This window comes from Variovorax sp. E3, assembly GCF_016082275.1.
In the GTDB taxonomy this organism is placed as follows: Bacteria; Pseudomonadota; Gammaproteobacteria; order Burkholderiales; family Burkholderiaceae_C; genus Variovorax.
Genome location: NZ_MOWM01000001.1, coordinates 35,335 through 49,815 on the forward strand (window position 1 = coordinate 35,335; position 14,481 = coordinate 49,815).

Here is a 14,481-nt window from a genome sequence, read left to right on the forward strand (position 1 = left end):
TCTTCTATTTATGGCTTCTGCGCCTCTTTGGCCCACCAGGTGCCCATGACCCAGTCTTCGCCGCCGGCGTAAGGCGGCATGGGCGACTTGAACGCCAGGCGCCAGTCGTCGTAGACGATGCGGTGCGAGGTCAGGGTCCACTGGGGAATCAGGTAGTGGCTGTGCATGATGACCCGGTCCAGCGCGCGACAGGCGGGCATCAGCTGGGCCTTGGTGTCGGCGTCGACGACCTTCTTGAGCAAGGCATCGACCGCCGGGCTGGACACGCCCATGTAGTTGCCCGAGCTTTCGGTCTTGGCGGCCTTGCTGCCGAAGATCTCGAGCAGCGACTGGCCGGGATTGTTGGTGCCGGGGAAGTTGATCGTGGTCATGTCGAACTCGAAGCGGTCGAGCCGCTCCTGGTAGAGCGCGAAATCGACCGTCGCGAAGTTCAGCGTGATGCCGAGCTTCTCGAGGTTGCGGATCCACGGCGACACGGTGCGCACGCCGCCCTCCTTGCTGTCCAGGTACTCCAGCGTCATGGCCTCGCCCTTGGCGTTGCGCAGCGCGCCGTCGCGGTACTCCCAGCCGGCCTGCTTGAGCAGGTCGCGCGCGCGGCGCAGGTTGTTACGCAGCGACTGGCCTTCGCCCTCGGTGGTGGGCGGGGTGTACATCGGCCCGAAGCTCGCGTCGGGGATCTTGCCGCGCCACGGCTCGAGCAAGGCTTTTTCCTCGGGCGACGGCAGGCCCTGCGCCTCGCAATCGGTGTTGCCGAACAGGTCTTTCACGCGCGGATAGCCGCCGTAGAACATCTGGCGGTTCATCCACTCGTAATCGAGCGCCAGGCCCAGCGCTTCGCGCACGCGCGGGTCCTTCAGCTTCTCGCGGCGGCTGTTGAGCACGAAGCTCTGGAAGCCCGCGGGCTTCTTGTGCGGGAACTCGTGCTTGACCAGTTCGCCGGTATTGAAGCGCTTGCCGTTGACCCGCCGCGCCCAGTCGCCGGCCGAGTAGAAGCTCATCATGTCGAACTCGCCGGCCTTCAGCGCCTCGAGCCGGGCCGTGTTGTCCTTGTAGATCTTCACGGTGATGCGGTCGAAGTTGTGGCTGCCGCGGTTCACGGGAAGATCGCGCCCCCAGTACGCCGGATCGCGCAGGTACGTGATGTCCTTGCCGAAGCGCACGGGCCCGATCTTGTAGGCGCCGCTGCCGATGGGGATGTCCATCACCACCTGGTCGAAGGGCTTGGCCTTGCCGTTCTCCACGCCCCAGGCACGGCTGAAGACCGGCAGGCTGCCCACGATCAGCGGCAGCTCGCGGTTCGGCGTCTTGAAGCGAAAGCGGATGGTGCGCGCGTTGAGCACGTCGCGCCGTCCACCTCCTGCAACAGGGTCTTGTAGCCCGGCGCGGTGTACGGGCCGATCAGCGTGTCGTAGCTGTGCTTCACGTCGGCCGCCTCGACCGGCATGCCGTTGTGGAACCTGGCTTCGGGCCGCAGGCGGAAGGTCACGCTGAGGCGGTCGGGCGCCACCGTCACGTCTTCGGCCAGCAGGCCGTAGCCGGAGGCGGTCTCGTCCATCGAGCCGGTCAGCAAGGTGTCGAACAGCAGGCTGTCGAGGTACGCCGGCGCCGAGCCCTTGATGGTGAACGGGTTGTACTTGTCGAAAGTGGAGACACGCAGGTTGCTCACCAGCCGCAGTTCGCCGCCCTTGGGCGCGGCGGTGTCGACGTAGTCGAAGGCTTTGAAGTCGGGGCCGTATTTCAGGTCGTCCCAGAGTGCATATCCATGCGCGGCCCACGCGGGAACCGCACACACCATCAACGACCAGACCCAGAGAAACCGCATGCGAGAATTCTGCCCAAGATTTTCACGAGGCAACTTCATGGGCTTTCTTTCCGGCAAGAAACTGTTGATCACCGGTGTTCTGAGCAATCGCTCCATTGCTTATGGCATTGCCAAGGCCTGTCATGAACAGGGCGCGGAGCTCGCCTTCAGCTATGTCGGCGAGCGATTCAAGGACCGTATCACCGAATATGCCGCAGACTTCGGCTCGAAACTGATTTTTGATTGCGACGTGGGCGACGACGCGCAGATCGACAAGCTCTTCGCCGACCTGGCGCAGACCTGGCCCACGTTCGACGGCTTCGTGCACAGCATCGGCTTCGCCACGCGCGAATCCATCGCCGGCGACTTCCTGGACGGGCTCTCGCGCGAAGGCTTCAAGATCGCGCACGACATCAGCGCCTACAGCTTCCCGGCCATGGCCAAGGCGGCCCTGCCCTACCTCAACGACAAGGCGGCCCTGCTCACGCTGACCTACCTGGGCGCCGAGCGCGCGCTGCCCAACTACAACACCATGGGCCTGGCCAAGGCCTCGCTCGAAGCCTCGGTGCGCTACACCGCCGCCTCGCTCGGCCCGAAGGGCATGCGGGTCAACGGCATCAGCGCCGGCCCGATCAAGACGCTGGCCGCCAGCGGCATCAAGGGCTTCGGCAAGATGCTGGCGGCCGTGGCCGACGCCTCGCCAATCCGCCGCAACGTGACCATCGAGGAAGTCGGCAACGTGGCCGCGTTCCTGCTGAGCGACCTGGCCAGCGGCGTGACGGCCGAGATCACCTACGTCGACGGCGGCTTCAGCAACGTCGTCGGGGGCATGGCGGAGTAAGACCCTCCAGGTGCTGGAGGCGTCCGCTTCCAGCTATTCATTTCATAGCACCATGTTGAACCGACGCACCCTTCTGCTGGCGGCCCTGGGCGTGACCGCGGCGCACGCCGCGTTCGCGCGCGCCGGGGCGCCGTCGCTCCTGCTCGCCGAGGTCTACCGCCCCGGCATGTCGCTGGACGACCAGTGGGTCAGCGAGAAGTACGACGGCGTGCGCGGCTACTGGGACGGCAAGCAGCTGTGGACGCGCGGCGGCGAGCGCGTCGTGGCGCCGGCCTGGTTCACCGCCCCGCTGCCCAGGCAGCCGCTGGACGGCGAGCTGTGGGCGGGACGCGGCCGCTTCGCGCGCGCGTCTCCACGGTGCGCAGCCAGACGCCCAACGACATCGCCTGGCGCGAGATGCACTACATGGTGTTCGACCTGCCCGCGCAGGCCGGCGACTTCACGACGCGCCTGGCGGCGCTGCGCAAGCTGCTGCCGATCACCGATGCGCCCTGGGTCGTGGCCGTGCCGCAAGAGCGCGCGACCACCCAGGACGACCTGCAGGCGCTGCTCGACAAGACGGTGAAGATGGGCGGCGAAGGCCTGATGCTGCATCGCGGCGCCTCGCTCTACCGTGGCGGGCGCAGCGGCGACCTGCTGAAGTTCAAGCCCTTCGACGACGCGGAAGCCCGCGTGGTCGAGCACATCACCGGCAAGGGCCGGCACGGCGCGCGGCTCGGCGCCCTGCTGGTCGAGACGCCCGAGGGGCAGCGCTTCAGGCTCGGCACCGGCCTGACCGATGTGGAACGCGACAACCCGCCGCCTGTCGGCAGCTGGGTCACGTACCGCTACAACGGCACCACGGCAAAGGGGCTGCCGAAGTTCGCGCGATTCATCCGGGTGCACGAAGGCTAGGGCCTTCGCGCCCCGCCCTCCCCGCGGCTGTCGCTTGCCTGCTTACTTGGCGACCTGCCGCACGCAGTCCGCGTAGTAGCGCTTCTTGCCCGTTTCGTCGATGCGCGCCACCAGGCCGTGGATGTCGGTCTCGAAGCCCGGGCACTGCAGGTTGAACTCGCGCGAGAACTTGAGGTAGTCGACGATCTTCTTGTTGAACACTTCGCCCGGGATCAGCAGCGGAATGCCCGGCGGGTACGGCGTGATCAGGCTGGTGGTGATGCGGCCTTCGAGCTCGTCGATTTCCACGCGCTCGGTCTTGCGGTGCGCGATGTGGGCGAAGGCGTCGCTGGGCTTCATGGCCGGCGTCAGGTCGCTCAGGTACATCTCGGTGGTCAGGCGCGCCACGTCGTAGCGTGCATACAGCTGGTGGATGTGCTGGCACAGGTCGCGCAGGCCCAGGCGCTCGTAGCCCGGGTGCTGCTGGCAGAACTCCGGCAGGATGCGCCACATCGGCTGGTTGCGCGCGTAGTCGTCCTTGAACTGCTGCAGCGCCGTGAGCAGCGTGTTCCAGCGGCCCTTGGTGATGCCGATGGTGAACATGATGAAGAAGCTGTACAGGCCCGTCTTCTCCACGATCACGCCGTGCTCGGCGAGGAACTTGGTCACCACGCTGGCCGGAATGCCGGTCTCGGCGAAGTTGCCTTCCAGGTCCAGGCCCGGCGTGACGATGGTCGACTTGATCGGGTCGAGCATGTTGAAGCCGTCGGCCAGGTCGCCGAAGCCGTGCCAGTTGCGCGGCGACTTCTTGGTCTTGCGCTTGGAGGGCTCCTTCTCGCCCGTCATGATCCAGTCTTCGGCGCGGCCGATGCCTTCGTCGACCAGCTTCTCGGGGCCCCAGACCTTGAACCACCACTCGTCCTTGCCGAACTCTTCCTCGACCTTGCGCATGGCGCGGCGGAAGTCGAGCGCCTCAAGAATGCTTTCTTCCACCAGCGCGGTGCCGCCGGGCGGCTCCATCATGGCGGCGGCCACGTCGCAGCTCGCGATGATCGCGTACTGCGGGCTGGTCGACGAGTGCATCAGGTAGGCCTCGTTGAAGAGGTCGCGGTCGAGCTGGCGGTTCTGCGAGTCCTGCACCAGCACGTGGCTGGCCTGGCTGATGCCGGCCAGCAGCTTGTGCGTGGACTGCGTGGCGAACACCAGCGACTCCTTCGGGCGCACGCGGCGCTTGCCCATCGCGTGGTAGGCGCCGTAGAACGGGTGGAAGGCGGCGTGCGGCAGCCAGGCCTCGTCGAAGTGCAGCGTGTCGACGTAGCCGTCGAGCATGTTCTTGATGGTCTCGGTGTTGTAGATCACGCCGTCGTAGGTCGACTGCGTGAGCGTCATCACGCGCGGCTTGACCTTCTCGGGGTCGACGTCGGCCAGCAGCGGGTTGGCCTTGATCTTGGCCTTGATGGCGCTCTGCTCGAACTCGCTCTTGGGAATCGGGCCGATGATGCCGAAGTGGTTGCGCGTGGGCTTCATGAACACCGGAATCGCGCCGGTCATGATGATCGCGTGCAGGATCGACTTGTGGCAGTTGCGGTCGACCACCACCACGTCGTCGGGCGCCACCGTGTGGTGCCACACCATCTTGTTGCTGGTGCTGGTGCCGTTGGTCACGAAGAAGCAGTGGTCGGCGTTGAAGATGCGCGCCGCATTGCGCTCGCTGGCCGCCACTGGGCCGGTGTGGTCGAGCAGCTGGCCCAGTTCCTCCACGGCGTTGCACACGTCGGCGCGCAGCATGTTCTCGCCGAAGAACTGGTGGAACATCTGGCCCACCGGGCTCTTCAGGAACGCCACGCCGCCCGAGTGGCCCGGGCAGTGCCACGAATAGGAGCCGTCTTCCGCGTAGTCGATCAGCGCCTTGAAGAACGGCGGCTGCACGCCTTCCAGGTAGCTCTTGGCCTCGCGAATGATGTGGCGCGCCACGAATTCGGGGGTGTCCTCGAACATGTGGATGAAGCCGTGCAGCTCGCGCAGGATGTCGTTCGGGATGTGGCGCGAGGTCTTGGTCTCGCCGTAGATGTAGATCGGCACGTCGGCGTTCTTGCGGCGCACCTCGCCGATGAAGTTGCGCAGGCTCAGCACGGCCGGATCGAGGTCGGGGCCGACCGTGAATTCCTCGTCGTCGATCGACAGGATGAAGGCGCTGGCGCGGCTTTGCTGCTGCGCGAACTGGCTCAGGTCGCCGTAGCTCGTGACGCCCAGCACCTCGAAGCCCTCCGTCTCGATGGCCTGCGCGAGCGCACGGATGCCCAGGCCCGAGGTGTTTTCGGAGCGGAAGTCCTCGTCGATGATGACGATGGGAAAGCGGAATTTCATGAGCGGGGCTCCGGGTCAGGCAATGAGACGAGGCGCGAAGTGTACGGAATTCAGATGAAGAATCCGGTCAGCCTGTTGCAAGACATTCACAGCGGGCCGGCAAGGGGCGGCGCCCCCTCTGGCGCCAGTACCCCTACGCAGGCCAAGCGCTTGGAGTGCATGCCTCAGAATGGCGCGCATCGAACAAGCAAAAAGAGGAGTCGACATGGCGAATTCCACCGTCTGGTGGCTGATTGCGGGGGCGGCCATCGTGGTCGAGCTGCTTTCGGGCACGGTCTACCTGCTGCTGCTGGCGGCCGGTTTCGCGGGCGCCGCCCTCTCGGCGCACCTGGGCTTCGGCATCGTCACCCAGCTGATCGTGGCTCGGTGATCGGCGTGGGGTCGGTGCTGGTGTGGTACTCGATCCAGCGCAAGCGCCCGCCCGCCCCGCCCACCGGCACCAACCGCGACGTGAACCTCGACATCGGCGAAATCGTGCACGTGGAGGCCTGGAACGCCGACGGCACGGCCACCGTGCGCTACCGGGGCGCGCAGTGGACGGTGGTGCCGCCCGCGGGCCGCACGCCCTCGATCGGCGAGCACCGCGTGGTCGAGGTGATCGGCAGCCGGCTGGTCGTCGACAAGGTTTAGTCAGTCTGTCAGTAGTGTCCGTAGAACTCAGAAAAGGAAGCGCACCATGGAATTTTCGGTCCCTCTCATCATCCTGGTCATCGCGATCATCTTCATCAGCCAGTCCGTCAAGTTCGTGCCGCAGCAGAACGCCTGGGTGCGCGAGCGCCTGGGCAAGTACCACGGCACCATGACGCCCGGGCCCAACTTCCTGATTCCGTTCATCGACCGCGTGGCCTACAAGCACAGCCTTAAGGAAATCCCGCTCGACGTGCCCAGCCAGATCTGCATCACGCGCGACAACACGCAGCTGCAGGTCGACGGCATCCTGTACTTCCAGGTGACCGACCCGATGCGCGCGAGCTACGGCTCTTCGAACTACATCGTGGCGGTGACGCAACTCGCCCAGACCTCCCTGCGCAGCGTGATCGGCAAGCTCGAGCTCGACAAGACCTTTGAAGAGCGCGACGTCATCACGCCCAGGTGGTGGCCGCCATCGACGAGGCCGCGCTCAACTGGGGCGTGAAGGTGCTGCGCTACGAAATCAAGGACCTGACGCCGCCGAAGGAAATCCTGCTGGCCATGCAGGCGCAAATCACCGCCGAGCGCGGCAAGCGCGCGCTGATCGCGGCTTCGGAAGGCCGCCGCCAGGAGCAGATCAACATCGCCACCGGCGAACGCGAGGCCTTCATTGCCCGCTCCGAGGGCGAAAAGCAGGCGCAGATCAATAACGCGCAGGGCGAAGCCGCCGCCATCACCGCGGTGGCCACGGCCACGGCGGACGCCATCGAACGCGTGGCCGCCGCCATCCGCCAGCCCGGCGGCGAGCAGGCCGTGCAACTGAAGGTGGCCGAGCGCGCGGTCGATGCCTACGGCAAGGTCGCGGCCGATTCCAAGACCACGCTGATCGTGCCGAGCAACATGACCGAGACCGCCGCACTGATCTCGTCGGCCATGCGCATGATTCAGACGGGCAAAACCTCCGGTCCGGCCTGAAAACGGCTCAAAGCCACGCTACAATCGGAGGCTCAGGAGCGGTGGATGAGCGGTTTAAGTCGCACGCCTGGAAAGCGTGTGAGGGTTAATAGCCCTCCGCGGGTTCGAATCCCGCCTGCTCCGCCAACTATCGAATCGGCGCGATGCTCACAAGGCATCGCGCCGTTTTTATTTGCGCCGACTGATCGGCCGGCACGCCCCCGCCGGTTCAACGCCACCAAGCTAGTTGCCCGCGCCTTCAAAGCGCGCGTGCGGGTGCGCGAAGTTGCCCAGCGCGAAACGCTCGAGCCTGAACGCCTCGAGCGGCACCGTCGGCAGCTCGCCCGCCACCAGCCGCGCCACGTTGCGCCCCACGGCCGGCCCCAGGCCGAAGCCGTGGCCCGAGAATCCCGTGGCCACCACCAGCCCCGGCACCTGGGACGGGCAGTCGATCACCGGGAGCGCGTCGGGCAGCACGTCGATGTTGCCGGCCCACGACTTGACGACCGACACCGCATGCGCACCGCCGAACAGCTGGCCGAACAGCCGCGTGACCTCGTCGACCCGGCGCGCATTGGGCGGAATGTGCGGGCTGCGCGGCTCGATCGCGCGCTCCCTGTGCGGCGTCGACAGCCTGTCGCGGATGTCGCGCAGGAACGCATTGCCGAACTGGAACGCGAAGGTCTTGCGGTTGCGCACGAAGGCCGGCAGGAAGTACTTTGCTGCGCGCAGGGTGTCCAGCGTGAGGTCGATGTCCGACATGGACTCGGCCGCCAGGATGCAGGAACCGTCGGGCCGTTGCCGCAAGCCGAGGCCGAGCCCGCAGAAGCACGATTCACTGAGCGGCGGCAGCGGCTTGGTCAGCGACACGGTATTGCGCACCACCTGCTGCGGCAGCACGAGGCCGAACTTCGACAAAAAGCGATGCGAGGTGGCCCCCGCCGCGCAGACCACGGCCGGCGTGCGGATCAGGCCGTGCTCGGTCAGCACCCCGCTGACCGCGCCGTTGGCGGTGTCGATCTCGATCGCTCCGCAATCCTCGAGCACCCGCGCGCCACGTGCTTGCGCCGCACGGGCCAGCGCGAGCGTCGCCAGCGCGGGCTCGGCCTGGCCGTCGCTCGCCGTGTAGAGCGCGCCCGGCACCCGCGGCGTGAAGGCGGGCAGCAACGCGGCCACCTGCGTGCCGGACAGCATGCGCGCGTCGGGCGAAACCGAACGGGCCGACGCGTGCCAGCGGCTGAAGGCGTCGCACTCGGTGTCGTCCTTCGCAACGAACACACAGCCACCGCGGCGCCAGCCGATGTCGCACGCCAGTTCGCGCTCGAGCCCGGGCCATATCGACAGCGCCTCCAGCGCCAGCGGCATCTCCGCCAGGTCGCGGTACTGGGTGCGCACGAACCCCCAGTTGCGCCCCGACTGCTGCGAGGCCACCTTGCTCTTCTCGACCAGCACCACCTTCAGGCCCATGCCCGCCAGGTACCAGGCCGACGCCGCCCCGACGATGCCACCGCCCAGCACCACCACGTCGGCCCGCGCGGGGAACGCTCCCCCGGTCTCCCGGCTGCGCGCAAAGGCGTCGTCCGGCGGGTGCGGGTACAGGCTTGGCGAGGTCATGCTTCGGAATGAGAGGTGGACAGGGTCCGGCGGTCGGGCGACAGCGCGGCCAGGCTTGCGCCTAACTCGCGGTGCACGGACGGCAGCTCGTCGCCGAAGACCGACGCGGCAAGCGCCTGCGCCAGCGCCGGGGAAGCAAGGATTCCGCAACCGCCCTGCCCGGCCAGCCAATGAAATCCCTGCGAGCCGCGCGCGCGCCCACCACCGGATTGCGGTCGGCCGCAAAGGTGCGCAGGCCCGCCCATTGCGACTGCACCTGCGTCACGCGAAAGGCGGTGTCGCGCTCGATGTGGGCGATGGCCTGCTTCACGTCTTCGTCGCGCGCGCGCACCTCGCCGGGCTCGGCGGGCACCGCGTCGCACAGGCTGCCCAGCATGCGCCCTGCCTCGGGGCGGATGTACCACCGGTAGTCGAGGTTGCTGACGAACGGCCACGCGTCGGGGCTGGCGCTGCCTTCGGCCACGAAGTTGAACGCCGTGCGCCGCAGGGGCGTCAAGCCCAGTGGCGTCTCGCCGGCCAGCACGGCCACCTGGTCGGCCCATGCGCCGGCCGCATTCACCAGCACCGGCGCCTCCACGGTGCGGCTTGCCGTGCGCACGTGCCACGTGCCTGCGCGCCGCTCGATCGACAGCACCGCCTCGCCCGACGCGAACACGGCGCCGCGCGCCTTGGCGCCGTTCACATAGCCCTCGAGCAGCGCCGCAACGTCCAGGTCCATGGCGCCCGGCTCATGCAGGCCGGCGACCACGCCTTCGGCGCGCAAGGCCGGGAACAGCGCCATCGTCTCGCCGGCATCGGTGATCCGCGCCCGCGCGCCCACGCTCTCGATCTGTTCGCGAATGCGCTCCAGGCCCGACACTTGCCCGCTGCGCGCCACCGTGAGGCAACCGCGCGGCGCAAGCAACGGGCCGCCAGGGAAGTCGACGGGCGGGCGCTCGAGGAAGGGCTTGCTGGCGGCCGCCATGCGGCGCATGGTGTCGGCCGAAATGCCGAGCGTGTATTGCGCGGCGGTGCGTCCCGAGCTGTGGTGGCCCAGCGTGGCCTCGCGCTCCACCAACGCCACCGACATGCGCCGCGACAGGAAGAAAGCCGCGGAGGCGCCGGCCATTCCGCCCCCCACGATCACGACATCTTTTTTCATAGGCGATAGGCAAAGAGACAGGTGGAAAACGCCCGGCATCGAATGCCGGCTCAGAGCGCCCGCGAGATGGCTTCCATCATGGCGATCTCGCGCGAACTGGCCGCGTCGTCGCTGACCGCGGCGCGCGAGGACAGGCGCACGGTCACCAGCCGGCTGGTCGGGTCGACCCACAGCCACTGGCCGTGAATGCCGATGGCGCAGAACGCGCCGCGCCCGTTGCCGGTGCTGTACCAGCACGAGCGGTAGCTTCCCTTGTCGGTGAACATGTCGTTGAAGTTGCCGTCGGTCCATGCCTGGCGGCTGCCCCGCGTTCGCATGTCGTCGATCCAGGCGCGCGGAATCACGGACTGCCCGGCGCCGTTGGTGCCGCCGTCCAGCACCAGTTGCCCGAAGCGCGCCAGGTCGCGCGCCGTCATGCACAGGCCGCCCGCGGCGCGTGCCGTGCCCGCGCGGTCGACCGTGACATAGGCCGCGCCCTTCGCACCCATGGGCTCCCAGAGCCGCTTCGCCAGGTACTCGTGGTAGCGCTGCCCTGTCGCGCCTTCGATGACCAGGCCGAGCATGTCCGTGTTGGGCGACGCATAGTAGAAGCGCTGGCCGTGGGCCTGCCTGGCGGAAGTGAGCGTGCGAAGGAAGCCCGCCATGGTCTCGGCCGTGCCGAGTGGGTCGCTGTTCCACAGCATGGCCCTGCGGTAGCGGTCGAACAGGCCCTCGCGGTCGAGATACTTGTCCTCGAACTCGATGTCGACGCTCATGTCCAGCAGGTCGCGCACGCGGGCCTTCCCGTAGGCGCTGCCGGCGGGCAGCGCCACATAGGCAGAAACGGGCCGCTCGGGGTCGAGCCCGTGCTCGCGCGCCGCAATGCCGGCGAGCATGCCGGTCCATGACTTGGTGATCGAGAACACCGTATGCGGCTTGTGGCGGTCCACATGCGGCGCGTACCACTCGCCCACCGGAACGCCGTCGCGCATCACGACCAGCGCGTCCGCCTCGGAGCGCGCGAGATGCGCGAGCAGCGGTACCCGCTCCCCGTCGGCGTAGGGCACCGCGACACCTTCGAGCGTTTCGCGGCAGTCCGCATCGTCGTCCTCCTTGCGCAAGCCCACCGTGGCGACAGGAACGATCTCGCAGAGATTCTGGAAGCTCCATCGGCCGTTCGGCGCGCAGCGCCAGTTGTCGAGGTCGATGCGGCTGCGATTCGATGGTGCGTTCATGGGGTCGGTCCCGGTCCGGCCGATGCCCACGCCTGCGCAACGCCGTCGACGATGACCCGCGCGGCACCGCGCGAGCACCGCTCGACGCGCGCCTCGACCCGGTAGACCTCGCGCAGCATGGCGGGGGTGATCACCTCCTCGCAACGCCCGCCGTGCGGCGCCCTGCCCCCGGCGAGCACCAGCACCTGGTCGGCGAACTGCAGCGCCTGGTTCAGGTCGTGCAAGGCGACGACGACGATCTTTCCATGCCGCCGTGCGAGCGTTCGCAGCAGCCCGAGCACCTGAACCTGCCGGCGCATGTCGAGTGCGCTGGTCGGCTCGTCCATCAGCAGGATGTCCGGGTCGCGCACCAGCACCTGCGCGATCGAGACGAGCTGGCGCTGGCCGCCGCTCATCTCGTCGAGCGTCCTGAAGGCCAGCGCCTCGATGTCCAGTGCGGCCATCACCTCGTCGATCCTGGCCAGATCGCAGGCCTGCACCGCCCAGCCCTGTTGCTGCTGCTTGCACGCCAGCAGGACGCTTTCATAGGCCGTGAGGCGGGCCGTGACGGTCCCGTCCTGGGGCATATAGCAGACCCCCGTCTGCCCCTGGGAGCCCGGGGCGAACCGCACGGCACCCGGGCCGGCGAGCAGGCCGGCGATGCGACGGAACAGGGTCGACTTGCCCGCGGCGTTGGGCCCGATGAGCGCGACGACCTCGCCGGCCTTGAACAGCGGCGTGCTCACCTCCGACAAGATCGTCCGGCCCGCATACGAGGCGCCGACGTTCTCGAGTTGCAGCGTCACCATGAGCGCCCCTTCGAACGAAGGATGAGTGAAATGAAGAACGGCACGCCGACCAGCGACGTCACGACGCCGATCGGAAAGATCGCCCCCGGCACCAGCGTCTTGCTGACCACCGAGCTGGCCGACAGCATCAGCGCGCCGGCCAGCAGCGAACCCGGCAGGAAGTAGCGCTGGTCTTCGCCCAGCAGCATGCGCGCGATGTGCGGGCCGACCAGGCCGACGAACCCGATCACGCCGATGAACGACACCGGGAGCGCCGCCAGCAGGCTCACCATCACCAGCGATTCGAGGCGCAGGCGCCGCACATCGACCCCCATGCTCGCGGCCTTGTCGTCGCCCAGCCGCATGGCGGTGAGCGACCAGGCGCGCCGCGCGAACAGCGGCAGCATCACCAGCAGCAGCGCGAGCACGGCGCCCACCTTGGGCCACGTGGCGCGCCCGAGGCTGCCCATGGTCCAGAACACCACGGCGGCGACCGCCTGCTCCGTGGCGAAGTACTGCACCAGCGCCAGCAAGGCATTGAACGTGAAGACCAGCGCGATGCCCAGCAGCACGATCGTCTCGGAGCCGACGTTGCGCCGCGTGCTCACGAGGTGGATCAGCACCGCGGACAGCATCGCCATCACGAAGGCATTGACCGGCACCAGGTAGTCGGCGAGCAGCGGGAACAGCTTCACGCCAAAGGCAAGCCCCAGCGCCGCGCCGAAGCTGGCCGCCGCCGAGATGCCCAGCGTGAACGGACTGGCCAGCGGGTTGTTGAGGATGGTCTGCATCTGCGCCCCCGCGAGCGAGAGCGCCGCGCCCGCGACCACCGCCATCGCGGCGACGGGCATGCGGATGTCCCACAGCACCACGCGCAACTGCACCGGCACGCTGTCGGGCCACACGAGCGCGAGCGCGACCGACGCCAGGTCGTAGCGCGCCGGCCCCGTGGCCATGTCGAGCATGAAGCTCAGCAACAGCAAGCCGGCCAGCACGGCAAGAACCAGGCGCTTGCGGCGCACCAGTGCCCGGTAGGTTGCCCCGAGCGCGGGCGTCGTCGCGGCGCTCACGGCCTGGGCTCCCTGGGCAGCGTGACGAAATAGCCCGGCGCGTAGTCGACCGGCAGAAAGCGCTGGTGGAACTCGCGGAAGGTCGCGCCGGCGTCCAGCTCGGCGAACAGTTCCGGGTGCAGCCACCGGGCCAACTGCTGGATGGCGACGAAGTCGTACGGGCTGTTGTAGAACTGGTGCCAGATGGCATGGAACGCGCCGTTGCGTTGCGCCGTGGTGCCCGCGTAGGCAGACCGCTGCGTGAAGCCGCGCAGCTTTCGCGCGGCCTCGTCCATGTCGGCGCCGGGGCCCACGCCGATCCACGGCCCCTTGGGCACGAAGGCCTCCCAGTTGGCGCTGGTCACGATCACCTGCTCGGGGTCGGACGCCAGCACCTGTTCGGGGTTCACCTGGCCGAAGGTGCCGCGAATGATCTTGCCGGCCAGGTTGGTGCCGCCCGCCATCTCGACGAACTTGCCGAAGTTCTCGTTGCCGAAGCTCAGGCAGCAGTCTTCGGTGTAGCCGCCGATGCGCTCGATGAAGACACGCGGCTGCGCCGGCGCGGCAGCCTGGATGACATCGGTCACGCGCCGGATCTGCGCCGCGCGGAAATCGATGAGCTCGCGCGCACGCGCCTCCTTGCCCATGAGCTGGCCGAGCAGCCGGATGGTGGGCTCGGTGTTCTCCACGGGGTAGTGCCTGAAGTCGACATACACGATCGGGATACCGACCGCCTGCAGCCGCTCCACATAGCGTGCGTCGTCGGTGGCGCGCTGCGACTCGATGTTCATGAGGATGACGTCGGGTTTCAGCGAAATCGCCAGCTCCAGGTCGAAGGTGCCGTCCTCGAAGCCGCCGAACTGCGGCAGCCCGGCAATGCGTGGGAACTTGCGCAGGTAGGCGGCGTACGTGTCGGGGTCCGACTGGATCAGGTCCTTGCGCCAGCCCACGACGCGCCCGATCGGGTCTTCGGTATCCAGCGCGGCGAGCAGGTAAAGCTGCCGGCCCTCGCCGAGCATCATGCGGCGCACCGGCAGGCGCAGTTCGACCTTTCGCCCGAGCAGATCGGTCACCGTGGACAGGGGGCGCGCATCGGCTGGCGCGGTCGGGCCGGGGGCGCCCGGCCGCGGCGCGAGCCACAGCAAGGCGGCCAGGGCAAGAGCGACGGCGACGGCGACGGCCGCGCCGAGATACAGCTTCGTTCGGGTCATGGCGCAGCGGGGCCGGTGG

The 14,481-nt window shown here is 68.0% G+C and carries 8 protein-coding genes, 1 tRNA gene and 4 pseudogenes; 5 read left to right on the top strand and 8 right to left on the bottom strand.

The annotated features are described in order from the left end of the window. Positions 1 to 8 precede the first annotated feature (8 nt). A pseudogene (locus tag BMG07_RS00195) lies at positions 9 to 1,822 on the bottom strand (extracellular solute-binding protein). 37 nt (positions 1,823 to 1,859) lie between these two features. Here BMG07_RS00195 and fabI point away from each other — a divergent pair. Beyond that, complete coding sequence (fabI, locus tag BMG07_RS00200) at positions 1,860 to 2,642, top strand: enoyl-ACP reductase FabI (protein WP_198082671.1); 783 nt, start codon at positions 1,860 to 1,862, stop codon at positions 2,640 to 2,642. A 52-nt stretch (positions 2,643 to 2,694) separates the two neighbouring features. Beyond that, positions 2,695 to 3,536: pseudogene (locus BMG07_RS00205) on the top strand (DNA ligase). 42 nt (positions 3,537 to 3,578) lie between these two features. On the opposite strand, the gene BMG07_RS00210 reads toward BMG07_RS00205, so the two are convergent. Then, positions 3,579 to 5,882: an arginine/lysine/ornithine decarboxylase gene (locus BMG07_RS00210; RefSeq protein ID WP_198082672.1), complete on the bottom strand. Its 2,304-nt coding sequence runs from the start codon at positions 5,880 to 5,882 to the stop codon at positions 3,579 to 3,581. Between the two features lie 205 nt (positions 5,883 to 6,087). On the opposite strand from BMG07_RS00210, the pseudogene BMG07_RS00215 reads away from it, so the two are divergent. From BMG07_RS00215 to BMG07_RS00225, 3 genes and pseudogenes are all read left to right on the top strand, one after another. After that, positions 6,088 to 6,512 (top strand): annotated as a pseudogene (locus BMG07_RS00215) (NfeD family protein). A gap of 46 nt (positions 6,513 to 6,558) precedes the next feature. Beyond that, positions 6,559 to 7,487 (top strand): annotated as a pseudogene (locus BMG07_RS00220) (SPFH domain-containing protein). 35 nt (positions 7,488 to 7,522) lie between these two features. Then, positions 7,523 to 7,613, top strand: a tRNA-Ser gene (locus BMG07_RS00225). Between the two features lie 96 nt (positions 7,614 to 7,709). Here the strand turns inward: BMG07_RS00225 and BMG07_RS00230 are convergent. From BMG07_RS00230 to BMG07_RS00255, 6 genes are all read right to left on the bottom strand, one after another. Then, on the bottom strand, positions 7,710 to 9,080 hold the full coding sequence (locus tag BMG07_RS00230) for an FAD-binding oxidoreductase (protein WP_198082673.1): 1,371 nt from the start codon (positions 9,078 to 9,080) through the stop codon (positions 7,710 to 7,712). 61 nt (positions 9,081 to 9,141) lie between these two features. Further along, positions 9,142 to 10,260 (bottom strand): FAD-binding oxidoreductase, encoded by a 1,119-nt coding sequence (locus BMG07_RS00235; RefSeq protein ID WP_307866812.1) that lies wholly within the window; start codon positions 10,258 to 10,260, stop codon positions 9,142 to 9,144. 11 nt (positions 10,261 to 10,271) lie between these two features. Next, positions 10,272 to 11,435, bottom strand: a complete 1,164-nt coding sequence (locus BMG07_RS00240) for a serine hydrolase (protein ID WP_198082675.1) — start codon at positions 11,433 to 11,435, stop codon at positions 10,272 to 10,274. After that, positions 11,432 to 12,223, bottom strand: coding sequence for an ABC transporter ATP-binding protein (locus tag BMG07_RS00245; protein WP_198082676.1), 792 nt, complete (start codon positions 12,221 to 12,223; stop codon positions 11,432 to 11,434). The genes BMG07_RS00240 and BMG07_RS00245 overlap by 4 nt, the downstream gene beginning before the upstream one ends. After that, the gene (locus BMG07_RS00250) at positions 12,217 to 13,272 is read right to left on the bottom strand and encodes an iron ABC transporter permease (RefSeq protein ID WP_307866813.1); all 1,056 of its coding nucleotides are present in this window, start codon (positions 13,270 to 13,272) and stop codon (positions 12,217 to 12,219) included. Before BMG07_RS00250 ends, BMG07_RS00245 begins: the two co-directional genes overlap by 7 nt. Next, positions 13,269 to 14,462, bottom strand: coding sequence for an ABC transporter substrate-binding protein (locus tag BMG07_RS00255; protein ID WP_269758478.1), 1,194 nt, complete (start codon positions 14,460 to 14,462; stop codon positions 13,269 to 13,271). Before BMG07_RS00255 ends, BMG07_RS00250 begins: the two co-directional genes overlap by 4 nt. Positions 14,463 to 14,481 lie beyond the last annotated feature (19 nt).

What these genes read in the sequence shown, in the direction of transcription:
- fabI (WP_198082671.1), top strand. Translation starts at nt 1,860, where the DNA reads ATGGGCTTTCTTTCCGGCAAGAAACTGTTGATCACCGGTGTTCTGAGC.
- BMG07_RS00210 (WP_198082672.1), bottom strand. Translation starts at nt 5,882, where the DNA reads ATGAAATTCCGCTTTCCCATCGTCATCATCGACGAGGACTTCCGCTCC.
- BMG07_RS00230 (WP_198082673.1), bottom strand. Translation starts at nt 9,080, where the DNA reads ATGACCTCGCCAAGCCTGTACCCGCACCCGCCGGACGACGCCTTTGCG.
- BMG07_RS00235 (WP_307866812.1), bottom strand. Translation starts at nt 10,260, where the DNA reads ATGCCGGGCGTTTTCCACCTGTCTCTTTGCCTATCGCCTATGAAAAAA.
- BMG07_RS00240 (WP_198082675.1), bottom strand. Translation starts at nt 11,435, where the DNA reads ATGAACGCACCATCGAATCGCAGCCGCATCGACCTCGACAACTGGCGC.
- BMG07_RS00245 (WP_198082676.1), bottom strand. Translation starts at nt 12,223, where the DNA reads ATGGTGACGCTGCAACTCGAGAACGTCGGCGCCTCGTATGCGGGCCGG.
- BMG07_RS00255 (WP_269758478.1), bottom strand. Translation starts at nt 14,462, where the DNA reads ATGACCCGAACGAAGCTGTATCTCGGCGCGGCCGTCGCCGTCGCCGTC.